The sequence below is a fragment of the Bradyrhizobium sp. USDA 4541 genome (assembly GCF_024171085.1).
GTDB classification, from domain to species: domain Bacteria; phylum Pseudomonadota; class Alphaproteobacteria; order Rhizobiales; family Xanthobacteraceae; genus Bradyrhizobium; species Bradyrhizobium australafricanum.
The window spans coordinates 5,147,090-5,170,986 of the sequence record NZ_JALJZF010000001.1 but is presented as its reverse complement, the minus strand read 5'-3'; the positions used below and the strand labels follow the sequence as shown (position 1 = coordinate 5,170,986).

Sequence of the window (23,897 nt, the reverse complement as noted above, 5' to 3'; positions counted from 1 at the left end):
AATGAAATAACCATTGGTTTATAATCATGGATCGACTGACCAGCATGTCCGTGTTCGCCCGCGTCGCCGATCTCGGCTCCTTCACCGCGGCGGCCAAGGAGCTGCGGATGTCGCCGACCATGATCGGCAAGCATATCCGATTTCTCGAGGACCGGCTCGGCTCGCAATTGATCAACCGGTCGACCCGGCGGCAGGGCCTCACCGAGCTCGGCCGCAGCTATCTCGATCACTGCAAGCAATTGCTTGAACAGGCCGAGGCCGGCGATGCGCTGGTCGAGGAAGCCCTGAGCGCGCCGCGCGGCAAGCTCCGCATCGCGACCTCGGTCGCCTTCGGGTCGTACAGCCTGGCGCCCGCGCTGGTGCGCTTCATGAAGAAATATCCGGAAGTCTCGGTCGACCTCATCCTCAGCGACAGGATGGTCGATCTGCTCGAGGAAGGGCTGGATGCGGCGATCCGGGTCGGCACGCTGACCGACTCCACCATGATGTCGCGCTCGCTGTCGCCCTATACAGGCGTGGTGTGCGCCGCGCCGAGCTATCTCGCCGAACGCGGCACGCCAACCCATCCGGCCGATCTCGCCCGCCATGAATGCCTGCGCTACCCCGGCTGGTCGGACGGGCAGCGATGGACATTCTCGGGGCCGGAGGGCGAAGTGCATGTCGATGTCGCGAGCCGCCTCTTCATCAACAGCGCGTTCGGCATCCGCTATGCGGCGCTGGCGGGCGCCGGCATCGTGCTGATGCGCGACGAGCTGCTGGCTGACGATATCGCCGCGGGACGGCTGCAGGTCCTGCTGCCGAACTACACGACGCAGAGCCGCGCGCGCCAGATCCTGTGGCCGAAGCATCGCAAGATGACGCCGAAGCTGCGCGCGCTGATCGACTTCATCGTGGAGACGTACGGCTGAGACAGATCGCCGCGGCCAAACCGCTCAACGCGACTGGCCAAGGTTGTGACGTCGCGACGGAGCGCGTAGGATGAGAACGTGCAATGAGGCCGTCGCGCCGATGCCGGGCGGCTTCCGTTCAAGTGAGGCGCGACATGCTGCCTGCCGAGGTTTGGACGCGCCTTCCCATTTCGAGAATTGAAGATCCGAGCGACGCCGTTCGCGGCGCGGGCCTTGACGCGACCCAGATGTCCAGCGGTCATCTCTCGGGCAGTCTCGTCTTTTCGAACTCGGACGGCATCGAGTACAGCGGGCTGATCGACGGAGCACAGCGCCGCGCCCACCGGATCGACCGGTGGACGTAGCCGAATTTAGCAGGAGATACACTGATGCTTGACTTGAAGCGTACTACGATGCTTGCAGCGTCCATCCTCACCGCCTCGATCATTGCGGCAATACCGCTTGAATCGGCGTCCGCAGTACTGCTCGGCGCGATGCCGATCGGTAATCACGTCGCGCAATCATCCGACGTCGTTGCAGTCCGCGCGGCCGGCCGCCGTGGCGGCGCAGCGGTCGGTCCCCGCGGCGGTGCCGTCGTTCACCGTGGTGGCGCAGCCGTTGGGCCGCGCGGTGGCGCCTATCGCGGCCGCACCGCCGTCGTCGGGCCCCGCGGCAACGTCGCGGTTCGCGGCCGGACGGTGGTGGGAGGCGGCGGATGGGCGCGTCCGGGCCGGTATTACTGGCCAAGGGGCGGCGCAATCGCAGCCGGCGCTGCCATCGGGGTCGTGACGGCGGCAACGGCCGCGGCATGGGCCGGTGCCGCGCCGGCGCCCGGCATGTGCTGGTACTATACCGATCCGTCCCGCACGCAAGGATTCTGGGACTACTGCCAGTAATCGCCGTAGCGAGCGAACCGATATGAAGCCAGCGATGTCTCGCGCCTGCCCTGGCGGAGGCACCACTGGTGTTCCTCGCTACTTCGTGCTTGCGATGATCAGAAGATTATTGAGTACGGGCGTGGAGCAAAACGCCGCTACGATCGCGATATTGTAGGGGTTGTTGCTGCGCCAAAGCAGCCACATCATGAAATAGGTCAGACCGAGCTTCGGAATAAGCCACCAGGGGCCGAGCCATGTCTGAGCGACATGCATGAACGGGTTCAACTCGCCGAGGCCGAGATTCAGGATCGTGTTGGTGGTGTAGAGATCGGCGATGCCAAGAAGCAGGACGGACAGCACGAGGAGCGTCTTGGCGAGGTAACGTGGCCCCAGAATAATCTCGTAAGCAAATGCGGCGCCCCCCGGGACGTTTCGCTTGAACCACGACTGCGCGGCATCATTGGTCGCGAAAATCTTCAGATGCTCCGGCTCGCCAACGGGCTTGCTTGTGTCGGTATAGACCCAGACCTTCATTCGATTGCTCAAATATCTCTTTTCAAATCACAAAAAAGCATCATCTGCCGAGATGGTCATCTCGGGAGACCAAGGTAGCTCTGCCGTCGCCGTGAGGATAATTCCGGAGAGTGGCGTTGCGTTGGCCTCGAGGTGCCGCTTCAGGGCGGTTCAATCGTTGCGGCGCTTCAGGTCCAAGCGTCCGATGCGTTCATCAATCAGTCGATTTAGTTTCTCGTCCCGCCGTGAATTCTTCCTAAACAGCCCGCCATGCAGCCGATAGGCAAGAAGGAGCAGGACAATGGCAGTGCCCCCGAGATAGTAGGACCAGTCCATTCTTGAACCGCGCCTGGTTGCTGCAACGGCCGAAGCTTAGGGCGAGCCTGTCCTACTTGTCCAACGCTATCCCGTGCGCCGCACCTGCCCGGGCCAAATGGATTGGCCTGATTTATGCTTGGAAATGGCCGCATACGGAGGACGCGCGATGAGGCGGGACCTTTTGGTTATTTGCGGCGGAATGCTGGCCACGGGCGCCATCGCCTGGATCCTGTTGGGCAACCCGGCGAGCGGGCCACATATGCACGGGCTCCAGACGATGTCGGCAGACCAAGACTTGAGACTCGTCTCCCAGCGAAGTCCATATATGCGGGACGAGCGCTAGGGCCGTTCCTGGCGGGTGCCTGCGAACTTCAATCACTGAGCTGCCCGGCAGCGCAAGCCCGCTCGGCAACAACATTCGATTTTTCCGAACAACGCCCAGCGGCTGTCGATTCGAATGCGTCCAGTCAGTGGGACTGAGCGTAGGGTGCAGCATTCATCAGCAGCCCCCCAAAAAGCAGGACCAGATAGAGCATCGAAAACACGAACAAGCGACGAGCAGGCCGCCTTTCCTTGTCGTCGCTCCGGCGCAACTGCCATGCGAGAAAAATCATGATCGCTCCCAGCGTCGCCGCGGCCGCGCCGTAGACGGCTCCCGCGAACCCCAGCGCACAAGGCAGCAGTGAGATCGGAACCAAAAGCACGCAATAGAGAAGAATCTGGCGCTTTGTTTCTGTCTTGCCAGCCACGACCGGCAACATCGGCACACCGGCACGGGCATATTCTCCAGCAAGATTGAGCGACAGTGCCCAGAAGTGGGGTGGCGTCCAAAGGAAGATGATCAGAAACAGGATGAGCGGCTCGAGCCCGACATATCCGGTGACCGCAGCCCAGCCAATCACCGGAGGGAGCGCGCCGGCGGCACCGCCAATGACGATATTCTGCGGCGTTCGGCGTTTGAGCCACATCGTGTAGACGACGACGTAGAAGAAGATAGTGAAAGCAAGCAGCGCAGCAGCGGCCATGTTCAGCAAGGTGCCGAGGGCCAGGACGGCGCACGTGCCGAGCATCAATCCGAAGGCCAATGCTTCCGGGCGCGATACGCGGCCGCTGGGAATTGGACGGATGGCGGTACGCGCCATCACCGCATCGATGTCGGCGTCGTACCACATATTGAGCGCAGCTGCGGCGCCAGCTCCCGCGGCTATGCAGAGAAGAGCAGCGAAACCGGTGAAGGGATCGATGCCGCCTGGTGCGACCATGAGACCGACCAGTGCGGTAAAGACGACCAGCGACATCACGCGCGGTTTCGTCAGTGCGACGTAATCTCCGATGTTGGCATAGCTCCGGCGAAGAATTGAACGATTGATTTGCACGAGACTAATTCCTCGTCGGTTCGAAAAAGCCATCGGCCAAAGGCCTGCTTCGCAGGGTTCCGGACGATGTGGCGAGTCCTCCGCCTTCAGGACGCTTTGCCTTGTCCAGCATGACCCACGCGGTCGTGGCCGTCCATTTCTTAGCTTGCTGACGCGAAGAACATCACCCGAAGCAGATGCGTATAGTCGGATTCGAACATCATGATCCCGACAAAAACCAGCACCAGCACCGGCGGCAACAGGATGGCGTAGGCCAACGCCAACCGCTCCCAGGCCATGTGCATGAACACAGCGACGATCAGGCCGGCCTTCAGCACCATGAACAGCAGGATCAGCGACCATCGCAGGTGGCCGTGGATACCAAAATAGTCGACGAGATAGGAGCAGGTGCTGAGCACGAACAACCATCCCCAGACCACGAGATAGAGCTTGATCGGGTGCTGCTGGCCCTCTGCATGCGCGGCGCCCGATGCCACCGCACCATGCACATAGCTGCGTAGCGTATGCTGTGCTGCCTGCCCTTCCACATGTACCGCTGCTTCTGTCATGCGCGACCTCACCAGAGATAAAAGAAGGCAAAGATGAACACCCAGACCAGATCGACGAAATGCCAGTACAGGCCCATGATTTCGACGATCTCGTAATAGCCCTTGCGGCTCGTGAAAAAGCCGCGCCGCTCGACGTCGAAGTCTCCCCGCCAAACCTTTCGCGCGATGGCGATCAGGAAGATCACGCCGATGGTCACGTGCGTGCCGTGGAAGCCGGTGATCATGAAGAAGGAAGCGCCAAATTGCGGTGCGCCCCACGGGTTGCCCCAGGGCCGCACGCCCTCCATGATCAGCTTGGTCCATTCGAAAGCCTGCATTCCGACGAACGTCGCGCCAAATGCCGCGGTGGCCAGCATCAAGGCTGCCGTTTTGACGCGATCCCGGCGGTAACCGAAGTTGACGGCCATCGCCATCGTCCCGCTGCTGCTGATCAGGATGAAGGTCATGATCGCGATCAGGATGAGCGGGATGTGCTGACCGCCGATATTGAGCGCGAATACTTCGCTGGGGTTGGGCCACGGCACGGTCGTCGACATTCGCGCCGTCATGTACGACAGCAGGAAGCAGCTGAAGATGAAGGTGTCGCTCAGAAGGAAGATCCACATCATGGCCTTCCCCCAGGACACGTTCTTGAACGCGCGCTGGTCCGAGGCCCAGTCGGCGGCGATGCCGCGCAATCCGGGTATCGTTCCGGGCAGCGCCTTGGGGGTTGCGAGTGTGGTTTCGGTCATCGCTTCCTGCCTCGCTAGGTGAGCAACTGGCGACAGATGTCGACGAAATTGTCTGTCCAGCCCGTCAGCAGACCGAGCAGGACCAGCCAGACCAACAACAGGAAATGCCAGTAGATGGTACAAAGCTCGACGCTCAGGCGCATCTGCGTCATCGGCGCGCCACGCCACAGTTTTACGGTCGCCCTGCCGAGCGCCACCAGGCCGCCGGTCAGGTGCAGCCCGTGGAGCGCGGTGATCAGATAGAAGAAGGAATTGGCCGGATTCGACGCCATGGCATAGCCGGCGATGTTGAGCTGCTGCCACACCACGAGCTGCCCGATCAGGAACATCACGGCCGATGCACCGCCGACCAACAGGCCCGCGATCAGGCCCTCATGGTCGTCGCGGCGCGCGGCCATCAGCGCCCATTGCAGCGCCATGCTGCTGATGACGAGGACGCCGGTGTTGAACCACACCAGCCTCGGCAGCGGCAACTCGCGCCAGTCCACCATGGTGGTGCGCATCGAGTAGGCGCTGATCAGGAGCGCGAACAGCGAACCGACCACCGCGAGAAAAACACCGAGGCCGATTTTCGCCGCCGGCACCGAAGAGCCGAGATCGCCGCGAAGATCCACCGCAATGCCCTGCTCCAGCCACGGCTTGGCGGCCAGCCGTTGCTGCGAGAGCCACCATCCCGTGATCGCTGCAATCGTAGCAATGAACAGGACGATGGCACTCACGGATGGGCTCCCTGGGCCAGCACCTTGGCCGGCGGTTCATTCTGCGGGATGAAGTCCCTCGCGGAACCGGGCACGCTGTAATCGTAGGCCCAGCGATAGACGACGGGGAGCTCCTTGCCCCAGTTGCCGTGCCCCGGCGGGGTCTCCGGCGTCTGCCATTCCAGCGAGGTGGCACCCCAGGGATTGCCGCCCGCCTCTTTTCCCTTGAACAGGCTCCAGACCAGATTGAACAGGAAGACGAGCTGAGCGAAGCCGACAATCAGCGCCGCCACGCTCATGAACGCATTGAGGTCATGGGCGGAGGCCGGGACGAACGAGGTCTCGCCGATGTCGTGATAGCGGCGCGGCATCCCGAGCAGGCCGAGATAGTGCATCGGGAAGAACACCGCATAGGCCCCGATGAACGTCACCCAGAAGTGGAAGCGTCCGAGCGCGTCATTGAGCATCCGCCCGGTGACCTTCGGATACCAATGATAGATCCCGCCGAACACGGCCATGATCGGCGCAATCCCCATCACCATGTGGAAGTGCGCGACGACGAACATCGTATCCGACAGTGGAACGTCGACGACAACGTTGCCGAGGAACAGCCCGGTCAGGCCGCCATTGACGAAGGTGACGATGAAGCCGAGCGCAAACAGCATCGGCACGGTTAGATGGATGTCACCGCGCCAAAGGGTCAACACCCAGTTGTAGACCTTGATCGCGGTCGGGACCGCGATGATGAGCGTCGTGGTGGCGAAGAAGAACCCGAAATACGGGTGCATGCCGCTGACATACATGTGGTGCGCCCACACGACGAAGCTCAGCGCCCCGATCGCCACGATCGCCCAGACCATCATGCGATAGCCGAAGATGTTCTTGCGCGCGTGCGTACTGATCAGATCCGAGATGATGCCGAACGCCGGCAGCGCGACGATGTAGACTTCGGGGTGGCCGAAGAACCAGAACAAATGCTGGAACAGGATCGGGCTGCCGCCGCCATACTTGGTCAGCTGGCCCATCTCGACCAGTGTCGGCATGAAGAAGCTGGTTCCAAGGAGGCGGTCCAGCAGCAGCATCACCGAGGCCACGAACAGCGCCGGGAACGCCAGCAGGGCCATCACGGTCGCGGTGAAGATGCCCCACACCGTCAAGGGCATGCGCATCAAGGTCATGCCGCGTGTGCGGGCCTGCAATACTGTTACCACGTAATTGAGCCCGCCCATCGTGAAGCCGATGATGAACAGGATCAGCGAGGCCAGCATGAGAACGATGCCCCAGTCCTGCCCGGGGGTACCGGAGAGAATCGCCTGGGGTGGATAAAGCGTCCAACCGGCGCCGGTCGGCCCGCCCGGCACGAAGAACGTCGCGGCCAGCACCAGCACCGCGAGCAGGTAGACCCAATAGCTCAGCATGTTCACGTAAGGGAAGACCATGTCCCGCGCGCCAACCATCAGCGGGATGAGGTAGTTGCCGAAGCCGCCAAGGAACAACGCCGTGAGCAGGTAGATCACCATGATCATGCCGTGCATGGTGATGAACTGAAGGTACTGGTTGGCATCGATAAAGGAGAACGTGCCGGGAAACCCCAGTTGCAGCCGCATCATCCACGACAGCACCAGCGCAACCATTCCGATCGACATCGCCGTGATCGAGTACTGGACGGCGATCACCTTGGCGTCTTGCGAAAAGACGTACCTCGTCCACCAGCTGTGCGGATGATACAGCTCGACCTCACCTACTTCGGCGGGCGGGATGCCTGCGACCTCATCAAACGGGATATCGACCATCGGAATACCCTCCTTGGTCTTCCGCTCAGCGACGAGTTCACTTCATATCCGGCCGAACATCCGGCCGATCCTCGTCGGCATGTTCATTCGCTGCCAGTCTTGTACGCGGCCTTCGCGACGTTCCGCTGGCCGGACAAGGCGGCGAACGTGTGCTGCTTGTCCAGCCACGCGTGATATTCCTTCTCTTCTTCCACGACGACCTTGCTGCGCATCTGTGCGTGCGCGGCACCGCAAAGCTCCGCGCAGAGGACGTCGAAGGTTCCGGTCCGGGTCGGCGTGAGCCAGTAGTAGGTCACCGAGCCAGGGATCATATCCATCTTCGCCCGGAACTCGGGCACGTAGAAATCATGCAGGACGTCGATCGAGCGGAGCAGCACCTTCACCGGCTTCCCGACCGGCAGATGCAGATCCTCGTTTTGCACGACGATGTCGTCCTGCCCGTTCGGATCATTGGGATTCAACCCGAGTGGATTGTCGGAGCTGATCAGGCGCGCATCTGACGTGCCGAGCCGGCCGTCCTTTCCCGGAAGCCGATAACTCCACATCCACTGTTGTCCGACGACCTCGACGTCGGTCGCGTCGGCGGGAACGGTGACGAACTGGTGCCAGACGATGAGGCCCGGCGCCAGCATGGCGACGACGCCGATCGCGGTGCCGATGCTGAGCCACCATTCGAGCTTCTTGTTCTCGGGATTGTAGTGGGCGCGCCGTCCCTCGGTGTGGTGAAAGCGCAGGACGCAATAGGCCATGAACACGATCACCGCGCAGAACACCGCTCCGGTGATCCAGAATGTCAGGTTGATCGTGTGGTCGATATAGCTCCAGTTCGAGGCAATCGGGGTCCACCACCAGGGGCTGTAGAGGTGGAACAGCACCGAGGCGACGGCAACCAGGAGCAGTAAAATCGCTACAGCCATCCCTCATTCCTCCTTGCCATTGAAGGCTGCGGAGACGAACGAAAGGGCGGAGCTCACGTCAGAGGGATGGTCTCACATTCACCATCACCGTGGCTTTTGCCTCGCCCATTCTGCCGGTCGCGATGCTGGGACATGACAAAAACTCAACGTCACGGCCGCAACCTCATCGGAGCTGGGGGCGTCAAGCATCAACATGGTACCCATCGAGCCAGACGTCAATAGAGGAGTAATGCCCGCCGCTGTCCGGCGCGTGTTGGCGGGAATGCATTGGATGCCGCGAACACTGATCGGCCCTCCCCAATCGCATGGTGCATCGCAAGACCTCGTTTGTGCATCTGCACAATTCTCCCGACCGCATTCGCCACCTTGCTTCTGCCGCGCATCGGACTAGTTTTACTTGACCGGTTGCGACAGGCGTCGTCCGGCAAGCTCCTTCTGGTTGAATCTGATTTGCCGGACTCAGTCGCGATTTTCGCGCATGAGGCGGATGTGCGTGTGTTGATGGCGCTCCGTTCCCCTGCGGCCACAAGCAAGGAGACCGGAACCATGACCACGGTGTTCGCACGACCCAAGCTGCAATTGTTTGGCGTCTCTACCGCCTTCGTCGTTCGCAAGATCAGCCTTTCCGACCTGGGCGACGCGTTGCGCCTCGGCTGGGAAGACTTCAAGGCCATCCCGACCCACGCAATCGTCCTGTGCGTGATGTATCCCGTGCTCGGACTTGTCCTGTTCAGACTTGTGCTTGGCTATTCGGTGCTGCCGCTGCTGTTTCCGCTCGCCGCCGGCTTCGCCCTGATCGGTCCTTTCGCCGGCCTCGGCCTCTACGAACTGAGCCGACGGCGCGAACGCGGAGAGGAGCCAGGAGCCTGGGATGCAATGCAGGTGCTGCGCGCGCCGTCGTTCGGCGCCATGTTCGAACTTGGCGTTCTTCTGTTCGTTCTGTTCGGGGTCTGGATCGCCACCGCGGACGCGATCTACATCATGACGTTCGGCTATGCGCCGGCTGCGAGCATCCCTGATTTCGCAAAGCGCGTGTTGACGACGCCCGAAGGCTGGTCGCTCATCATCGTCGGATGCGGCGTCGGCTTCCTTTTCGCCTTGGTTGCCCTATGCGTCAGCGTCGTCTCCTTTCCACTGATGCTCGACCGTCATGCGACCGCGATCGATGCGATCCGCACCTCGATACGGGCCGTGATGATGAATCCAATTGAGATGGCCGCGTGGGGATTGATCGTTGCGGTATTGCTGGCGGTGGGCTCACTGCCATTCTTCGTCGGTCTCTGCGTCGTTCTGCCGGTGCTTGGTCATGCGACCTGGCATCTTTACAGGAAGGTGGTCGAGCCTGACCGGAATCCTCCGCAAGAAGAGCCCCGCCCGCCGATCGGTCACCGCTACGCGGCCGATTTCCCGGCCTCCCTCTTCCCGTGGAGCCGTGAGCGCTAAGCGTTTTCGCGCGAAGCATGTCGCGCAATTCAGTGTCGTCCCGGCCTAGTGCGCAATTGCGCACGGGGGCCGGGACGACGAAGGTGGATGTCGGCCGTGTCACACTATCGATGTCGTCCTGGCGAAAGCCAGGACCCATTACCCCAAACGGAATTTGTTGCGCGACGCCGGGGCCGCGATCCCGTTCACAATCGAATTTGGTGGTTATAGGTCCTGGCTTCGCCAGGACGACGACCGTATTTGCAGCGACGGCGCAATCCACACCGCCACATCCCCTTACCTCATCAGCGCCTCGACCTCCTTGCGGAACGCCTGGCGCGAGCCGTCGCGGGAGTAGAACATGTGGCCGCCGGGATAGACCGCGAGCCTGGTGCGGCCCGGGCCCGCGAAGGCCGGCAACTGATCGAGGATGATCTTCGAGGCGAAGTACGGCGTGGCGAGATCGAACAGGCCGTGGCCGACCAGGAGTTTCAGGTTGGGGTCGAGCGCCAGCGCCTGGCGAAGCTGCGTCACCGACTCCGCCGGACTGATGCCGTGACCGAACTCCCAGGCCTTGTTCACGCTTTCGCTGAGCAGATGATAGGAGCCGTCCGGCCGCCAGTTCAGCTTGCGCGTGGTGAGGTCGACGGCGGCGCTGGTCAAGGGCGCCATCAGCGGATCGCCGGACGGATCGTTGAAACGGAAATAGCTGGAATCCGGATAAGGATCGAAGCCCTCGATGGAGGCGTCGTAGCGGCCGGTCACCTTGCCGTTCTTGCGATCGAACTCGCGGCGGAATTCGCCGATGTCGAAACGGCCGGCGAGCCTGCGGCTCACCACCTGATCGATGCCGGTCAGGCTAGCGACCTTGTCGGCGAGCCGCGTGGTGGCCTCGGTGTCGGCCTGCCCCTTGACGAGGTCGAGCAGGAAATCGCCGCGCGCGTAGCTCTCGACGTCGGCGAGATCCTCACGCGTCACCGGGCCCTTTGCCTGTCGCGCGACCGCCGCCATGGTCGGCAGGCTTGCGACATATTGCAGGAGGCTGGAGCCGGTATATTCGCGGAAATCGAGCACCGGCGAGATCAGCACCAGGCCACGGACGCCGACGCCCTGCTGCATTTGCAGATTGCGCACCACCTTGGGCCCGCGAATGCCGCCATAGCTTTCGCCGACGAGATATTTCGGCGAGGTCAGCCGGTCGTATTTCTCCAGCCAGCGGCGGATCACCAGCGCGACCGAATTGGCGTCGCCGTCGACGGTGAAGAAGCGCTTGCGCGCCTCCTCCGAGGTGGTGACAAAGCGGCTGTAGCCGGTGCCGACAGGGTCGATGAAGACGAGATCGGTGAAATCGAGCCAGGTATCGGCATTGGCCTGCAGCTCGGGCGCGGCCGAGGACACCGCGCCGTCGAACGGCAGCCGCCACGGCCCGACATTGCCCAATTGCAGCCAGGCCGACGCGGAGCCCGGACCGCCGTTGAACAGGAAGGTTACCGGCCGATTCGCCTTCTCGGCACCGTCGAGTTGGTAGGATGTATAGGCGATGTCGGCGAGCGGCTCGCCCTTGTCGTCGAACACGCGGATCGAGCCCGCGGTCGCGCTGAAGTTCAGCGTGCGGGAAGGCAGCGCGACCGATTGCTTGGTCGTGGAGTCCGGCGGCAGGCGGTGCTGCTCGGCGGTCGAGCCGCTGGCCGCAGCGTTGGCGCCGGAGCCGGCCTCGCCGCCGCGTCCTGCCCGCCCCTTCTGGCCGCTCGGGTTCTGGCCACCTGGGCTCTGGCCGCTTGGGTTCTGGCCGCTTGGGGCCTGCGCGCTCGGCGACGGCGATGGCTGCGGGACGTCATCGTCGGCTCGCGCCACGGTCGCAAGACAGGCCACCAGCAACGCCGCGGCGAGCCGTGTCGCAAGACTGTTAGCCATATCGTTCACTCCCTGCGCCCCGATTTACGCAATCCAGCAACAAACTGCGCTAGTTTGGCGGCGCCGGCCTGGCATGCGGTCCGTTCCCGGACCATCTCGACAAGGCCGCCCGGGATGTATAGACGAGCGCGGCGTGTTCCGTGCCAAACGAGTTCGTGAGCGAATGGCCAGCTCCAAGCGGTATGACAAGATCGCCTTCGTCGCCAGCGCGAGCGTGGAAGCGCAGTCGGCGCTCGAGCAGCTGACGGCAATGTACGGCAACCATCTACCCGCGGATGCCGACGTCGTGGTCGCGCTCGGCGGCGACGGTTTGATGCTGCAGACGCTGCACGCCAACATGCGCAGCGGCAAGCCGATCTACGGCATGCACCGCGGCACCGTCGGGTTCCTGATGAACGAATATTCGACGCATGATCTGCGCACCCGGCTTGCCGCCGCGCGGGAGTCGCTGATCAATCCGCTGCTGATGCGCGCGACCGACATCCACGGCGCCGTGCATCTGCATCACGCCATCAACGAGGTGGCGCTGTTCCGGCAGACCTACCAGGTCGCCAAGCTGCGCATCCTGATCGACGAGCACGAGCGGATGCCCGAGCTGATGGCCGACGGCATCCTGGTGGCGACGCCGGCCGGATCGACCGCCTACAACCTCTCCGCCCAGGGGCCGATCCTGCCGATCAACGCGGCGCTGTTGGCGCTGACCCCGATCAGCGCGTTCCGGCCGCGGCGCTGGCGCGGCGCGCTGCTGCCGAATTCCGCCTTCGTGGTGATCGAGGTGATCGAGGGCGAGAAGCGCCCGGTCGCCGCGGTCGCCGACCATGACGAGGTCCGCGACGTCCGCCGGGTCGAGGTGCTGTCCGACAAGACGATCGCGATGCGGATGCTGTTCGACCCCGGCCACTCGCTGGAAGAACGCATCCTGCGCGAGCAGTTCGGCTACTGACGGCGTCTGCCTCCTTGCCCGGCAACCAATCATTAACCCCGGGCGGGATATGGTTAACGTCGGGTAATACCGCATTGGCCCGGTATGCCCTATCAGGGCCGGACCATGTATCGCATCGATTTCAACAAGCTGCGATTTTTGATTTGCGACGACAATCCGCACATGCGCCGCATCCTGCGGACGCTTTTGCATTCGTTCGGCGCGCGCGAGGTGTATGAGGCCGAGGACGGCGCCACCGCGCTCGAGATGTACACGCACTACGTGCCCGACATCGTCATCACCGACTGGTCGATGCCGATCTTCGACGGGCTCGAACTTGCGCAGATGATCCGGCAGCCGGAATCCAAGGGTAATCCCTACGCGCCGATCATCATGCTGACCGGGCATTCCGAGAAGCGTCGCGTCACGGTGGCGCGCGATGCCGGCGTCACCGAATTCTTGGCCAAGCCGATCTCGGCCAAGGGCCTCTACCAGCGCATCATGAACGTGGTCGCCAACCCGCGCCCGTTCATCAAGACCAAGACCTATTTCGGCCCCGACCGCCGCCGCAACACCACCAACACCTATATCGGCCCCGAACGCCGCGGCAGCGGCGAGGTCGAGGTGCTGCAACAGCCATCGCTGCTCGAAAAGGCGCGCTCGGCCATCTAGGATACCGCCATGGCGAAAGACAAACCCGGGACGATCGAAGTCAAGAGTTTCGGCACGCACCACGTGATCACGCAGCCCAATCCGCTGCGCAAGATGCTGCTGCGCGTCCCCGAGAGCGATCTCGACGATCCGGTCGGCCGCGCCGAAAAGGCGCTCGCCGGGCTGTCGGGCGAGTTCAAGGAGTGGATGACGATCGAGGCCGACCGCCTCTCCGCCGCGCACGCCACCGTGCTGCGCGAGGGCTTCAGCGACAAGACGCGCGAGGAGCTGTTCCGCGCCGCGCATGACATCAAGGGCGATGCCGCGACATTCGGCTATCCGTCGGCCGCCGCAGCCGCGGAGAGCCTGTGCCGCATCATCGAGCACGCGCCGGATCTCGGCGCCGTGCCGCCGCAGCTGATCGCCCACCACATCAACGCCGTGCAGGCGATCGTGCGCAACCGCACCAAGCTCGACACCGCGGTCGTCGCCGGAGTGCTGAGCAAGCAGCTCCGCGGCATCGCCGATGAATTCCTGACCCACGCCAACCGCGACCGTCCCGAACACCTCGAGGCGATCCTCGCGCCGAGCATCGTGCCCGGCGAATAGCCGCGCGGCCGGCTGCTCGCGTTGCGCAGCCCACTCAAGCATCCATCGATGGGAAGGAAGCGCGGCCCTCAGGCCGCGATGAGATCGTCGTCGTAGGGCAGCACCGCGATGGCGTCTTCCGCGGCGAGCTCCTCGCAGAACATCCGTGCGTCCTCGCGGGCCGATTCGGTCGCAAAGCGGCGCAGCAGGATCAGGAGCGGCTCGGCCGCCGAATGATCGGTCTCGCAATGCGTCAGCACCCGCTCCACCATGCGGCGATGCAGCCGCGCCGCGCCGTCACCGCTGTCGACATAGCCGACCTCGTGGCTGGCCTCGAGCGCGACGCGGAACGCGGCGTAGGTGGATTCCGGCAAGCCGGCGCGGCGCAGCAGCGCCTGCAGGCCGTTGCCGCCGCGGTCGTTCAACAACGCGGAGACGCGGCCATAGGGCAGTCCGGAGAGTTCAGCGAGCGCCGCCCCGAACAGATCGAGATTGCCCGACAGCAGCGCGCGCAGGATCAACCCGGCGGTCAATTGCCCGGTGGCGCGCAGATGCGTGATCAGGTTCTGCATGTCGTCGCCGAAGGCGCGCGCGGCGATGTTCACCGTGGAGCGTTCCCTGGCCTCGCCGGCAATCCGGTCGGCGCGATCGGCACCGAGCCAGTTTCGCGTGACGACGAACTGCGCCAGCGTGTCGGAGAGCTTTGCGACCAGCGCCAGCTGCGTCGCCGACGGCAGGTCTTCCAGCTGCAGCATCGATTCCCTGATGGCGGCGAGATGGCCGTGGCGTTCGACGATGCGATCCCAGGAGAACGGCGCGAGGCCGGCGTAAGGATTTTCGATCAGCTCGAGCGCGGCCGCGGCCGAGCCGACCTCGGCAATCGCGGCGGCGACGGAGGCCGGCAGATTGATGCGGCGCGCGATCGCGCACTGCATCTCGTCGGAACCGGTGGCGACGATGTCGACGAGGTCGGCATCGATCAGAAGCGGTGAATGTTCCAGCACCAGCAGCGCGATCGCTGGCTGGTCGGCCGACAGCGCCTGCACGATCGCGGCGGGCGCGTCCGCGCTGCGCGCGAACACCTCGGCCATCGCCTGCCGCACCAGCGGCGACGGGTCGTCGAGCAGCATCAGCAGCGCGCCTTCGGCTGCGATGCGGTCGTCCTCGGTGAGATCCGAGATGAGCCAGGCCCGGGCCAACGCCCGTGTCGCCTCTGCTCGCTCACCTGCTGGAGCGGTCCTAATCCAACTAATAAACTGCCGAACGATCATGGTCCTTCCGGCTTACGCAACGAAACGGCATCGACATACGACGCCACGCAAGGAAAAATAAACCATGACGCTTAATAAAGGGTTCACCATAAACGTTTGGGATTATTGACGTTTCGTTAAGACGGCAACGGCGTGCAGCTTCGCGCGCGCAGCAGGGCAGCGCTAGCCGTTGCTGTAGGTGCCGCTCGGATCGCTGAACAGGTCAAGCCGCCCGGGCGCGCGGACCTTCGGCGCCGCCGATGACGTCAGCGAGGAGGAATTGCCCCACAGCTCCTGCACCGCCGGCGAGATCGGCTCCGAGCGGTCGCCGGCCTGGTAGAGCGAGCGGAAGGTCGGCGCCGGCTGCGCCGATGCGACGGCCGAGGTCGCAGCGACGGGCGTCGCCGACCGGGAGTGGGGGAAGGTCGAGAGATAGGACGCGGTGTCCATGGTCAGCGCTTGTGTGGGCGCCGCGCCTGCGACCGCGTAAGGCGACATGGTGTCGCCGCCCGCCGCGGCGAAGGCGGTGCGTGTATCCTTGGAGTTCGCGGCCGCGGCGTAGCGCGTGGTCAGCACCGAATAGACCTGGCTGACGCTGCGCGCGCTGCCCGACTTGTCGTAGAAGATCGACTGGTTGGCGGCCGCCGCCTTCGGAAACATCGTGGCCGCATTGGCGCTCGCGCTGTCCTCGGCACTCGAGATCAACTTGCCGGCGCCGCCGACGCCCATGAAGTGGGCCATGTAGAGTTCGGCATCGGTCGGACGGCGGCCGAGCTTGCCGGTAAGCTTGAAGCTGTTGGACTGCGTCAGCACCGCCGCCATCGAGGACGCCGCGTCCGGATCGTCGCGCAGCTTCATAACCGCGGCGCGCGCCGAGGGATCGCTGACCGAATAGCTGCCGTCGGAATTCCTGGTGATGGCGTCGGCGTACTGGCCATAGCCGAGCTGGCTTCCGGCCTCCTTGACGGTGCCGAGCCAGGTTTGGTCGATGAATTGATAAAGTCCATGCGCCGACGAGGTCGTGGCGCCGGCCCGCGGATTGAAATTGGATTCCATCTTCGCGGTGGTGAGCAGATATTCGAAGCTCGTGCCGGTGGTCGCGGCCGCCTGCTTGATCGAGCTCGCCACCTTCAGGCGCGAGGAATCGACACCTGCCGAAGCCGTCGCATTGAAGAGGTCGACCGCCATCTGTCCGGGTGCCTTGCCGGGCGCCGGCAATCGGCACCCATGTCCCGTCAAGGTGCCGTAATTATGGTTAATGGCGCGTTAATAGCGCCGATTCAGGGCTGGGCCTCGTAGTAGTGCGCGACCTGGTCGATCTCCTCGGCCGTCATCTGGCGCGCGATGTTGCGCATCTGCTGGCTGATGTCGTTGCGGCGGGCCCCGGATGCAAAGGCCTCGAGCTGTGCCTTGATGTAGACTGCCGACTGGCCGCCCAGCCAGGGGCTTCCCGCCTTGTTGTCGACATCGCCGTGGCAGGAGCCGCAAGGCGCGATGTTGCGCATCGGGGCGCCCGTCACCACGATCGCCGGCGCGGGACGCGCGGTATCCAGATTGTTCGAAGGCACCCGCGGCAGATAGGCGTAATAGGCCGCGACATCCTTCATGTCCTGATCGCTCATCGCCGCTGCGAACGGGCTCATCACCACGCTGACCCGCGCGCCGGTCTTGAAGTCATTCAGCTCCTTGTACGTCACCGCGGCAAATTGCCCGGCGAGGTTCGGTGAATGAGCGTCGCTGACGCCCTGCGGTCCGTGGCAGATCGCGCAGCGCTGCGCCAGCGTTGCGCCCCGCCCGATCGAGACCTGATCTGCCTTGGTCAGCATCTCCGACGTCATGATGACATTGGACGTCTTGAAATCCGGCTTGATGCCGGGCTCCTGCACGGCGGCACGCGGAACGCCGGCCGCGCTGCAGATCGCATCCCAGACCCCCGCAAGCTTCAGGTTGGGCTGCGCCAACGGCAACCAGATCAGGCCGGCGACGGCCGACAACACGGCGATCGCGGCCGTGATGCCGACGCTGGCGCCGAACCACGGATTGCGCAGCGAGAACAGCGGCTGGTCGCTCATCGGCCGGCTCCGACATAGACCGCAGGCACGCTGGTCTCGTTCAGCGCCATCAACTGCGCAATCGGGAAACCATAGTTCACCACGGTGAGACCGACCATCAACGCGAGCCACAGGCCGAATGAGTTGAGCGCGACCGGAATCCGCGCGGGCATGTGCAACGGCACCGCGAAGCGGTACGCACCCGCCTCGCCTCGCGCACCGAACTGCCCGCGGATCAGCACCAGCAGGAACAGCAGGCCCGATATCAGAAGAATGAGCCCGCCGATCGCCGACATCGTGACCGACAAGGCCTGTGGCGAGATCGCCGGGTTGGCATAGTCGTAATACGCCATGCGGCGCGGCATGCCGAGAATACCGACATAGTGCCACGGGAAGGTGGTCACGATCATACCGATGAACCACAGCCAGAGCTGCGTGCGCATCAGGCCAAAACTGTCCAGCGCACGGTCGGTCAGATGCGGCCACAGATCATAGGCGATGGCAAAATACATGATCACGATGGCGCCACCGAAGATCAGGTGGAAATGGCCGGTGATCCACTGCGTGTTGTGCACGGTGGCGTCGAGCTGATAGCTCATGTTGATCAGACCGCCGGCGCCTCCGAAGCCGAGCATGACCAGCGACAGCGCCGTCGCCAGCATGATCGGATTGGACCATGGCAGCGCGCCGATCCAGCCGAATGCGCCGCGGCCACCGCGCAGGCGGCTGGCAATCTCCGCCGAGGCGCAGATCGTGAATACCGTGAGCAGCGTCGGCAGCGCGACGAGGCCGGTGAACACGGAGTGCATGAACTTGAATCCGGCGCCGACCTGCGGATCGGCAAACAGGTGATGCACGCCGATCGGCATCGCCACCACGACGAACAGGATGAACGAAATCCGCGCCATCGGGTCGCTAAAGAGCCGGCCGCCGATCGCCCGCGGGAAGATCGTGTAATAGGCGATGTAGGTCGGGATCAGCCAGAAATAGACGATGGCGTGCAGCGTCCAGGAGAAGAAGACACGGGCCAGCCCCGCATCGATCGTCGACTTCAGCCCAAGCGCCACGGGCAGGATCTGGAACAGGATCTCAAGCGCCGCGCCGACCGCGGTCCAGCCCCAGAGCAGTGAGCCCGCAACATTGGCATACATCGCAAGCGGCACCGGCTTGCCCGGGTTCTCGCGCTTCCAGATCACGAAATTGGTCACCATCAGCGCGACCCAGATCCATGAGCCGACCACGACCATGACGACGCCGATGTAATAGAAGGGATTGCCGACCATCGGCGGATAGAAGGTGTAGAGCACCGAGGCGAGCCCGAGCGACACCGGGATCATCGCGACAACGGCGCCGACGGCGACCAGGAAGAAGCCCACCCAGGCCCAGCGCCGTCCAACCAGCTCTTTCTCGAGCGAGGCTTCGGTGATCGCGTAACCGAATCCCATCGCGATCAGTGTCGGGAATACGTATCCCATCGCCGAGCCATGGGCGGTGACCGAGCGATAGTAGAATTCCGGATTGAAATGCCAGGCGTTCAACGGGCTGCGCACGAACATCTGCCAGGCGCCGAGCACCAGCGCGACGCCGAACACGATGAAGGCAAGCCAGAAATGCACCGCGATCAGCCGCTTGTTAATCAACACAGGTCAGCCTCCGCTTCGCTGCCGCCATGTCACGGAACGCAGCCTTGTCGACCACCTTGACCTTGCCCCACATGCCCTGGTGGCCGATGCCGCAGAATTCCTGGCACGGCATCACATGATCGCCCGGCACCTTGAAGCGCACCGGCAGGTCCGTGACGTAGCCCGGCACCAGCATCGTGTTGATGTTGGTGCCCTCGATCAGGAAACCGTGGACGACATCGGCGCTGGTGGCGCGGAAGGTGATCGGAGTCTCCGCGGGCACCACGATGCATTGCGGTGTGAAGGAATATTGCTGGCCAATCGCGCGCACGGTGACCGATCCGTCGGCTTGCATTTCGCTGCCGAGATTGCTTTCGACGAATTCGCCCGACAGATGCAGCATCTTGGGATCGGCGGTTTCGACCCGGCCCTGCGGCATCGTCGCCTGATGGATGCCGATATAGGCCGCCATGCCGACCAGGACGCCGACAATGACGATCGACAGCGTCGCCCAGCGCCGCTCGATCCGTGCGGCAACGGCCTCGCCGAGGCTGTGGTCAGTCTCGCTCGTCATCAGGGAACGCTCCGCGGCAGGAAGACCAGTAGATAGAATGCAAACCACAACCCGACCACGACGGCCGTCGCAATGCCCGCGACCGCGACCGCGCCGCCCGGACCGGCGCGTACGATGGTCTCGACATCATCGTCTTCCGAGCCCGATGCCGGCGGTTGCGGCGAAGACGAGTTGATCATGATCGCGCTCCCCTTAACGCGCGACGAGACGAGGTTGACTAGTCATCGCGCTTTAGCTCCTCTGTTTGAGCATGATCGTTTCGGAAAACCGCTTCGCACTTTTCCGGATCATGCTTTAGTTCAGCGTTGCTGCCCGCAGTTCGTTGGCCTGCCGCGCCGACACCGGCTCGCCGCGATTGCCCCAAGCCGTTCGAATGTAGGTGACGACAGCCGCGACCTCGTCATCCGACAGCTTCTGCGCGAACGGCGGCATGCCGTGGGGCATCGGATTGCCCGACGTGCCCGGCGGATACCCGCCATTGAGCACCATCCGGATCGGGTTCACCGCGGAGACCATCTGGATCGACTGATTGCCGGCAAGCGGCGGATAATCCGGCGGCATGCCCTGCCCGGTCGCGCCATGACAGCTTGCGCAGTCGCGGTCATAGATCGACTTGCCAAAGGACAGCAGCAGACTGCTCTCGGCCGACGGCAGCGAAGTCGACGCCTTCTCCGGAGGACCGCCCTGCGCAAGGCCCTTCAGGTAGACCGCCATCGCGCGCGCATCATCATCATTGAGATATTGCAGGCTGTTGTAGACGACCTCGGCCATCGGTCCGTACACGGCGCCCTTGGCGGACACGCCCTTGCGCAGATAGTCGACGATCTCCTCGATCGTCCAGTCGCCGAGCCCCGTCTCCTTGTTGGAGGTCAGCGACGGCGCGTACCAGTTCTGCATCGGGATCAGGCCGCCCTCGAAGGCCTGCGACTGCTTGCTGCCGCCGAGCGCATTGATCGGGGTATGACACATCCCGCAATGCCCTAGCCCCTCGACCAGATAGTTACCTCTGTTCCACTCCGCCGACTTCGTCGGATCAGGCTTGAACTCGCCTTCCCTGAAGAACAGCGTGCGCCAGCCAATGATCAGCGAGCGGTTGTTGAACGGGAATGTCAGGTCATGCGGCTTGTTGAGCTGCCTGACCGGCGGCACCGTGCGCAAATAGGCGTAGATCGCGTCGCTGTCCTCGCGCGTCACCTTGGTATAGGAGGCGAACGGCATCGCCGGATAGACCAGGCCGCCATCGGGGAAGCGGCCATTGTGCATCATCTGGTAGAACTGATCCGACGTCCATGTGCCGATCCCGGTCTGCGGGTCGGGCGTGATGTTCGACGTGTAGAGCGTGCCGAATGGCGTCTTCATCGGCAGCCCGCCGGCGAAGGTCTTGCCTTCGCGCGCGGTGTGGCAGGCGATGCAATCGCCGGCGCGTGCGAGATACTCGCCCTTGGCGAGCACGGCCGGATCGGCCGCCTTCTGCTGCGCCGATGCCCCAATCGGCGACAGTGCCAGCATCAGTCCGACAAGCAGTCCTGTTAAGGTTCGCGACATCGGCACGATCCCTTCAATGCGGTTCGCTGCCGCATTCGAGCGGCATCGGAAGGCTGCCTCGCGGCGCGAAGGATGGATCCGCCGGCGCCGGACGCGAGGACAGATAGGCGGCCACCGCCTTCACGTCGTCCTCCGTCAGCAGGCCCGCGACGATCTGCATGCAATCGGGAGCGAACGCGGTCCGCGTGCCGTAGCGCCAGCCGCCGAGCTGGCCGCTGATATAGGCGGCGCGCAGGCCAAGCAGGCCGGGAATGCCGGGCTCCATGCCCCCCAATGTAGGACCATGACAGGCCGAACAGGGCGGAATGCCGTGCTGCGGATCGCCGTTCTTCACGATCGTCTCGCCGCGCGCCAGAATCTCCTTGCTGTCGACCGGCGGGACCGGCGGCGGAAATGCCGGCCTGAGCGAGGCGAAATATTCGGCGATCTTCTTCAGGTAATCGTCGGTCTGAAACTCCAGCAGGTAGTTCATCGGCGGATATTTCCGCCGTCCATCCCGGAATGCGATGAGCTGGTTGTAGAGATAGCCTGCCGGCTTGCCGGCCAGCCGCGGGAAATAGGCGTCGCTGGTGCCCTCGCCTTCGGCGCCGTGACACGGCGCACAGGCAAGGACGCGCGCGGCCATCGTATCGGGCGCACGCTCGGTGGTTTGCGATTGCGCCGCGCCGATCGGCCACACAGCCCAGGCAAAAAACCCAAGAAGCGGTATCAGGCGATGCGCCACAGTTCACCCCCAGTGACGACCATGCGCAACGGCTTGCGCATGGCGTAACAGGGGCCACGAAGTACACGACTTCGCCGCGCTGTACTTGATTCAGATCAATGATCTATTTGCGATAGACCTGCGCCGGATCGAACAGCTTCTCGGCGTCGACAAAGGACAGGCTGACATGCCCGCCCTCGTCCTTCACCGCGCGATAGAAGCAGGAGCGCCGTCCGGTGTGGCAGGCGGCGCCGATCTGCTCGACCTTGATCCACACCGCGTCCTGATCGCAATCCATCCGGATCTCGACCACGCGCTGGGTCTGGCCCGAGCTCTCGCCCTTGCGCCACAGCGCATTGCGCGAGCGGCTGAAGTACCAGCCTTCGCCGGTCGCGATCGTCTTGCGCAGGGCCTCGTCATTCATGTGCGCGACCATCAGCACATCGCCGGTCGCGGCATCGGTCGCGACGCAGGTCACAAGGCCTGCCGCGTCGAATTTGGGCTGGAAGGCCAGCCCCTCCTCGCGGTCGTGATCGTGGGTCGCTGCGGACACGGAAAACCTCGCTCAGGAAAATGCGAGGTTACCAGTTCGGTCCTCGCACCAGGGACAAGAAACGCTGCTGCTCCGCCGGATTGTCGCGGAACATGCCAGTGAAGCGGCTGGTGAAGGTCGATGCACCATGCTTGGCAACGCCGCGCACCGACATGCAGGTATGCTCCGCCTCGATCAGCACGGCAACGCCGCGGGGCTTCAGCACCTCGTCGATCGCAGCCGCGACCTGCGCGGTGAGATGCTCCTGGGTCTGCAGACGGCGGGCGAAGATATCGGTCAGCCGCGCCAGCTTGGAGAGGCCGACGACGCGCTCCACCGGCGTATAGGCAATATGCGCCTTGCCGTAGAACGGCATCATGTGATGCTCGCACTGCGAGGTGAACTCGATGTCGCGGACGAGGACGAAATCGTCGTAGCCGGCGGTCTCGCCGAAGGTGCGGTTCAGCACCTCGGCCGGGCACTGGTGGTAGCCCTGATAGAGCTCGTCATAGGCCTCGACGACGCGGCGCGGCGTGTCGAGCAGGCCCTCGCGGCCGGTGTTCTCGCCGATATAGGCGAGCAGCGTCTTCACGGCGTCCTCCGCCTCCGCCCGCGACGGGCGCGGCTGGTCGGCGCGAACGGCCGCCGTCATGAATTCTGAGGGGTCGAGCTCGCCGGGCTTCGCGTCGGCCGGCTTGTTGGGGCGAATCGATTTGATCAAGGCGTCCATGTCTTCTCCGTTCGACCGGCCCTCGGATTTGACCTTGGTCCGGATGTGTCACCGGGCAGACGGGGCGGATCGTTCGACCGCCGGGCGCCTGAGTCCCACAATTGTAGCACCGCCGCGGCGCAGGTGGGCCGCGGTGGCTGCATGGCCGGGCTATGTTTCCGGCGTTGCCGTCCATATATAGGACGGTGCAACCCAGCCGCCAAGAGCGCCCGGCACCGCCGGAACCAGGCATCTGTCCCCATGCTGAACGACATTTACAACAAGCGGATCATCGAGTTGGCCGGCAATATTCCGCGCCTCGGACGGCTGGCCGACCCGGACGCCAGCGCCACCGCACACTCCAAATTGTGCGGTTCGACCGTCAAGGTCGACCTCAAGATGGACGGTCCTGTGGTGACGGACTTCGCCCATGACGTGAAGGCCTGTGCGCTCGGCCAGGCCTCCTCCTCGATCATGGCGAGCCAGGTGGTGGGCTCGACCGCTGATGAGCTGCGCGAATTGCGCGAGACGGTCCGCAAGATGCTGAAGGAAAATGGCCAGCCCCCGCAGGGCGGCAAATGGGCCGATATCGCGCTGCTCGAGCCGGTGCGCGACTACAAGGCCCGCCATGCCTCGACCCTGCTGACCTTCGATGCAGTGGTCGATGCGATCGGCCAGATCGAGGCCAAGGCAAAGCAGCCGGCGTAAAATTGCATGTCAGGTCATTCCGGGGCGATGCGCAGCATCGAACCCGG

General features: G+C 63.7%; 27 protein-coding genes. 8 read left to right on the top strand and 19 right to left on the bottom strand.

Going from position 1 to position 23,897, the window contains the following annotated elements; genetic code table 11:
- Nucleotides 1–26 precede the first annotated feature (26 nt).
- The 3 genes from J2R80_RS24370 (at nucleotide 27) to J2R80_RS24360 (ending at nucleotide 1,783) form a co-directional block, all read left to right on the top strand.
- Nucleotides 27–908, top strand: coding sequence for a LysR substrate-binding domain-containing protein (locus J2R80_RS24370; protein WP_092082252.1), 882 nt, complete (start codon nucleotides 27–29; stop codon nucleotides 906–908).
- A gap of 134 nt (nucleotides 909–1,042) precedes the next feature.
- Nucleotides 1,043–1,252, top strand: coding sequence for a hypothetical protein (locus J2R80_RS24365; protein WP_253639534.1), 210 nt, complete (start codon nucleotides 1,043–1,045; stop codon nucleotides 1,250–1,252).
- A 24-nt stretch (nucleotides 1,253–1,276) separates the two neighbouring features.
- The gene (locus J2R80_RS24360; protein ID WP_253639533.1) at nucleotides 1,277–1,783 is read left to right on the top strand and encodes a hypothetical protein; all 507 of its coding nucleotides are present in this window, start codon (nucleotides 1,277–1,279) and stop codon (nucleotides 1,781–1,783) included.
- A 78-nt stretch (nucleotides 1,784–1,861) separates the two neighbouring features.
- Here J2R80_RS24360 and J2R80_RS24355 read toward each other — a convergent pair whose 3' ends face one another.
- The 8 genes from J2R80_RS24355 to J2R80_RS24320 form a co-directional block, all read right to left on the bottom strand.
- Nucleotides 1,862–2,299: a DUF5658 family protein gene (locus J2R80_RS24355; RefSeq protein ID WP_057019648.1), complete on the bottom strand. Its 438-nt coding sequence runs from the start codon at nucleotides 2,297–2,299 to the stop codon at nucleotides 1,862–1,864.
- Between the two features lie 150 nt (nucleotides 2,300–2,449).
- A complete protein-coding gene (locus tag J2R80_RS24350) occupies nucleotides 2,450–2,614 on the bottom strand; it encodes a hypothetical protein (protein WP_168856726.1) in 165 nt (54 codons plus the stop codon).
- A gap of 449 nt (nucleotides 2,615–3,063) precedes the next feature.
- Nucleotides 3,064–3,972 carry a heme o synthase gene (locus tag J2R80_RS24345; protein ID WP_253639532.1) on the bottom strand — a complete coding sequence of 303 codons (909 nt, stop codon included), beginning with the start codon at nucleotides 3,970–3,972 and terminating at the stop codon, nucleotides 3,064–3,066.
- 140 nt (nucleotides 3,973–4,112) lie between these two features.
- A complete protein-coding gene (locus tag J2R80_RS24340) occupies nucleotides 4,113–4,520 on the bottom strand; it encodes a cytochrome C oxidase subunit IV family protein (protein ID WP_141343301.1) in 408 nt (135 codons plus the stop codon).
- 8 nt (nucleotides 4,521–4,528) lie between these two features.
- Complete coding sequence (locus tag J2R80_RS24335) at nucleotides 4,529–5,251, bottom strand: heme-copper oxidase subunit III family protein (protein WP_057019651.1); 723 nt, start codon at nucleotides 5,249–5,251, stop codon at nucleotides 4,529–4,531.
- 14 nt (nucleotides 5,252–5,265) lie between these two features.
- Nucleotides 5,266–5,970, bottom strand: coding sequence for a cytochrome c oxidase subunit 3 (locus J2R80_RS24330; RefSeq protein ID WP_253639531.1), 705 nt, complete (start codon nucleotides 5,968–5,970; stop codon nucleotides 5,266–5,268).
- Nucleotides 5,967–7,742, bottom strand: a complete 1,776-nt coding sequence (gene ctaD, locus J2R80_RS24325; RefSeq protein ID WP_057019653.1) for a cytochrome c oxidase subunit I — start codon at nucleotides 7,740–7,742, stop codon at nucleotides 5,967–5,969. The genes J2R80_RS24330 and ctaD overlap by 4 nt, the downstream gene beginning before the upstream one ends.
- 83 nt (nucleotides 7,743–7,825) lie before the next feature.
- The gene (locus tag J2R80_RS24320) at nucleotides 7,826–8,659 is read right to left on the bottom strand and encodes a cytochrome c oxidase subunit II (RefSeq protein ID WP_076831602.1); all 834 of its coding nucleotides are present in this window, start codon (nucleotides 8,657–8,659) and stop codon (nucleotides 7,826–7,828) included.
- Nucleotides 8,660–9,205: 546 nt separating this feature from the next.
- Between J2R80_RS24320 and J2R80_RS24315 the strand changes: the two genes are divergently transcribed.
- Nucleotides 9,206–10,102 (top strand): DUF2189 domain-containing protein, encoded by an 897-nt coding sequence (locus J2R80_RS24315; RefSeq protein WP_026192934.1) that lies wholly within the window; start codon nucleotides 9,206–9,208, stop codon nucleotides 10,100–10,102.
- A 276-nt stretch (nucleotides 10,103–10,378) separates the two neighbouring features.
- Here J2R80_RS24315 and J2R80_RS24310 read toward each other — a convergent pair whose 3' ends face one another.
- Nucleotides 10,379–11,995: a S10 family peptidase gene (locus J2R80_RS24310; protein WP_057019655.1), complete on the bottom strand. Its 1,617-nt coding sequence runs from the start codon at nucleotides 11,993–11,995 to the stop codon at nucleotides 10,379–10,381.
- A gap of 163 nt (nucleotides 11,996–12,158) precedes the next feature.
- Between J2R80_RS24310 and J2R80_RS24305 the strand changes: the two genes are divergently transcribed.
- The 3 genes from J2R80_RS24305 (at nucleotide 12,159) to J2R80_RS24295 (ending at nucleotide 14,177) form a co-directional block, all read left to right on the top strand.
- A complete protein-coding gene (locus tag J2R80_RS24305) occupies nucleotides 12,159–12,938 on the top strand; it encodes an NAD kinase (RefSeq protein ID WP_253639530.1) in 780 nt (259 codons plus the stop codon).
- Between the two features lie 105 nt (nucleotides 12,939–13,043).
- Nucleotides 13,044–13,589, top strand: a complete 546-nt coding sequence (locus J2R80_RS24300; RefSeq protein WP_028336173.1) for a response regulator — start codon at nucleotides 13,044–13,046, stop codon at nucleotides 13,587–13,589.
- Between the two features lie 9 nt (nucleotides 13,590–13,598).
- Nucleotides 13,599–14,177 carry an Hpt domain-containing protein gene (locus J2R80_RS24295; RefSeq protein ID WP_016843908.1) on the top strand — a complete coding sequence of 193 codons (579 nt, stop codon included), beginning with the start codon at nucleotides 13,599–13,601 and terminating at the stop codon, nucleotides 14,175–14,177.
- 68 nt (nucleotides 14,178–14,245) lie between these two features.
- On the opposite strand, the gene J2R80_RS24290 is transcribed toward J2R80_RS24295, so the two are convergent.
- The 10 genes from J2R80_RS24290 to folE form a co-directional block, all read right to left on the bottom strand.
- On the bottom strand, nucleotides 14,246–15,427 hold the full coding sequence (locus J2R80_RS24290; RefSeq protein ID WP_253639529.1) for a DUF2336 domain-containing protein: 1,182 nt from the start codon (nucleotides 15,425–15,427) through the stop codon (nucleotides 14,246–14,248).
- A 162-nt stretch (nucleotides 15,428–15,589) separates the two neighbouring features.
- Nucleotides 15,590–16,594: a transglycosylase SLT domain-containing protein gene (locus J2R80_RS24285; protein ID WP_253639528.1), complete on the bottom strand. Its 1,005-nt coding sequence runs from the start codon at nucleotides 16,592–16,594 to the stop codon at nucleotides 15,590–15,592.
- Between the two features lie 92 nt (nucleotides 16,595–16,686).
- The gene (locus J2R80_RS24280) at nucleotides 16,687–17,478 is read right to left on the bottom strand and encodes a c-type cytochrome (RefSeq protein ID WP_076831613.1); all 792 of its coding nucleotides are present in this window, start codon (nucleotides 17,476–17,478) and stop codon (nucleotides 16,687–16,689) included.
- Nucleotides 17,475–19,100 (bottom strand): cbb3-type cytochrome c oxidase subunit I, encoded by a 1,626-nt coding sequence (locus tag J2R80_RS24275; RefSeq protein ID WP_057019659.1) that lies wholly within the window; start codon nucleotides 19,098–19,100, stop codon nucleotides 17,475–17,477. The genes J2R80_RS24280 and J2R80_RS24275 overlap by 4 nt, the downstream gene beginning before the upstream one ends.
- Nucleotides 19,090–19,653: a cytochrome C oxidase subunit II gene (locus J2R80_RS24270; RefSeq protein ID WP_253639527.1), complete on the bottom strand. Its 564-nt coding sequence runs from the start codon at nucleotides 19,651–19,653 to the stop codon at nucleotides 19,090–19,092. The genes J2R80_RS24275 and J2R80_RS24270 overlap by 11 nt, the downstream gene beginning before the upstream one ends.
- Nucleotides 19,653–19,832: a hypothetical protein gene (locus tag J2R80_RS24265; RefSeq protein WP_016843914.1), complete on the bottom strand. Its 180-nt coding sequence runs from the start codon at nucleotides 19,830–19,832 to the stop codon at nucleotides 19,653–19,655. The genes J2R80_RS24270 and J2R80_RS24265 overlap by 1 nt, the downstream gene beginning before the upstream one ends.
- Nucleotides 19,833–19,947: 115 nt before the next feature.
- Nucleotides 19,948–21,198, bottom strand: coding sequence for a cytochrome c (locus tag J2R80_RS24260; protein ID WP_057019661.1), 1,251 nt, complete (start codon nucleotides 21,196–21,198; stop codon nucleotides 19,948–19,950).
- Nucleotides 21,199–21,211: 13 nt separating this feature from the next.
- Nucleotides 21,212–21,823, bottom strand: coding sequence for a c-type cytochrome (locus J2R80_RS24255; protein ID WP_229159873.1), 612 nt, complete (start codon nucleotides 21,821–21,823; stop codon nucleotides 21,212–21,214).
- 202 nt (nucleotides 21,824–22,025) lie between these two features.
- Nucleotides 22,026–22,454 carry a phosphoribosyl-AMP cyclohydrolase gene (gene hisI / locus J2R80_RS24250; RefSeq protein ID WP_057019662.1) on the bottom strand — a complete coding sequence of 143 codons (429 nt, stop codon included), beginning with the start codon at nucleotides 22,452–22,454 and terminating at the stop codon, nucleotides 22,026–22,028.
- 28 nt (nucleotides 22,455–22,482) lie between these two features.
- Nucleotides 22,483–23,163 (bottom strand): GTP cyclohydrolase I FolE, encoded by a 681-nt coding sequence (folE, locus tag J2R80_RS24245; protein WP_253639526.1) that lies wholly within the window; start codon nucleotides 23,161–23,163, stop codon nucleotides 22,483–22,485.
- A gap of 240 nt (nucleotides 23,164–23,403) precedes the next feature.
- On the opposite strand from folE, the gene J2R80_RS24240 reads away from it, so the two are divergent.
- Nucleotides 23,404–23,850 (top strand): iron-sulfur cluster assembly scaffold protein, encoded by a 447-nt coding sequence (locus J2R80_RS24240; RefSeq protein WP_028342685.1) that lies wholly within the window; start codon nucleotides 23,404–23,406, stop codon nucleotides 23,848–23,850.
- Nucleotides 23,851–23,897 lie beyond the last annotated feature (47 nt).

Excerpts from the sequence above, each read along its gene's own strand:
- J2R80_RS24335 (WP_057019651.1), bottom strand. The coding sequence starts at position 5,251 with ATGACCGAAACCACACTCGCAACCCCCAAGGCGCTGCCCGGAACGATA.
- ctaD (WP_057019653.1), bottom strand. The coding sequence starts at position 7,742 with ATGGTCGATATCCCGTTTGATGAGGTCGCAGGCATCCCGCCCGCCGAA.
- folE (WP_253639526.1), bottom strand. The coding sequence starts at position 23,163 with ATGGACGCCTTGATCAAATCGATTCGCCCCAACAAGCCGGCCGACGCG.
- J2R80_RS24265 (WP_016843914.1), bottom strand. The coding sequence starts at position 19,832 with ATGATCAACTCGTCTTCGCCGCAACCGCCGGCATCGGGCTCGGAAGAC.
- J2R80_RS24260 (WP_057019661.1), bottom strand. The coding sequence starts at position 21,198 with ATGTCGCGAACCTTAACAGGACTGCTTGTCGGACTGATGCTGGCACTG.
- J2R80_RS24295 (WP_016843908.1), top strand. The coding sequence starts at position 13,599 with ATGGCGAAAGACAAACCCGGGACGATCGAAGTCAAGAGTTTCGGCACG.
- J2R80_RS24365 (WP_253639534.1), top strand. The coding sequence starts at position 1,043 with ATGCTGCCTGCCGAGGTTTGGACGCGCCTTCCCATTTCGAGAATTGAA.
- J2R80_RS24280 (WP_076831613.1), bottom strand. The coding sequence starts at position 17,478 with ATGAGCGACCAGCCGCTGTTCTCGCTGCGCAATCCGTGGTTCGGCGCC.
- J2R80_RS24305 (WP_253639530.1), top strand. The coding sequence starts at position 12,159 with ATGGCCAGCTCCAAGCGGTATGACAAGATCGCCTTCGTCGCCAGCGCG.
- J2R80_RS24300 (WP_028336173.1), top strand. The coding sequence starts at position 13,044 with ATGTATCGCATCGATTTCAACAAGCTGCGATTTTTGATTTGCGACGAC.
- J2R80_RS24350 (WP_168856726.1), bottom strand. The coding sequence starts at position 2,614 with ATGGACTGGTCCTACTATCTCGGGGGCACTGCCATTGTCCTGCTCCTT.
- J2R80_RS24290 (WP_253639529.1), bottom strand. The coding sequence starts at position 15,427 with ATGATCGTTCGGCAGTTTATTAGTTGGATTAGGACCGCTCCAGCAGGT.
- J2R80_RS24315 (WP_026192934.1), top strand. The coding sequence starts at position 9,206 with ATGACCACGGTGTTCGCACGACCCAAGCTGCAATTGTTTGGCGTCTCT.
- J2R80_RS24255 (WP_229159873.1), bottom strand. The coding sequence starts at position 21,823 with ATGGCCGCGCGCGTCCTTGCCTGTGCGCCGTGTCACGGCGCCGAAGGC.
- J2R80_RS24360 (WP_253639533.1), top strand. The coding sequence starts at position 1,277 with ATGCTTGACTTGAAGCGTACTACGATGCTTGCAGCGTCCATCCTCACC.
- J2R80_RS24320 (WP_076831602.1), bottom strand. The coding sequence starts at position 8,659 with ATGGCTGTAGCGATTTTACTGCTCCTGGTTGCCGTCGCCTCGGTGCTG.
- J2R80_RS24240 (WP_028342685.1), top strand. The coding sequence starts at position 23,404 with ATGCTGAACGACATTTACAACAAGCGGATCATCGAGTTGGCCGGCAAT.
- J2R80_RS24355 (WP_057019648.1), bottom strand. The coding sequence starts at position 2,299 with ATGAAGGTCTGGGTCTATACCGACACAAGCAAGCCCGTTGGCGAGCCG.
- J2R80_RS24370 (WP_092082252.1), top strand. The coding sequence starts at position 27 with ATGGATCGACTGACCAGCATGTCCGTGTTCGCCCGCGTCGCCGATCTC.
- J2R80_RS24285 (WP_253639528.1), bottom strand. The coding sequence starts at position 16,594 with ATGGCGGTCGACCTCTTCAATGCGACGGCTTCGGCAGGTGTCGATTCC.
- J2R80_RS24270 (WP_253639527.1), bottom strand. The coding sequence starts at position 19,653 with ATGACGAGCGAGACTGACCACAGCCTCGGCGAGGCCGTTGCCGCACGG.
- J2R80_RS24340 (WP_141343301.1), bottom strand. The coding sequence starts at position 4,520 with ATGACAGAAGCAGCGGTACATGTGGAAGGGCAGGCAGCACAGCATACG.
- J2R80_RS24310 (WP_057019655.1), bottom strand. The coding sequence starts at position 11,995 with ATGGCTAACAGTCTTGCGACACGGCTCGCCGCGGCGTTGCTGGTGGCC.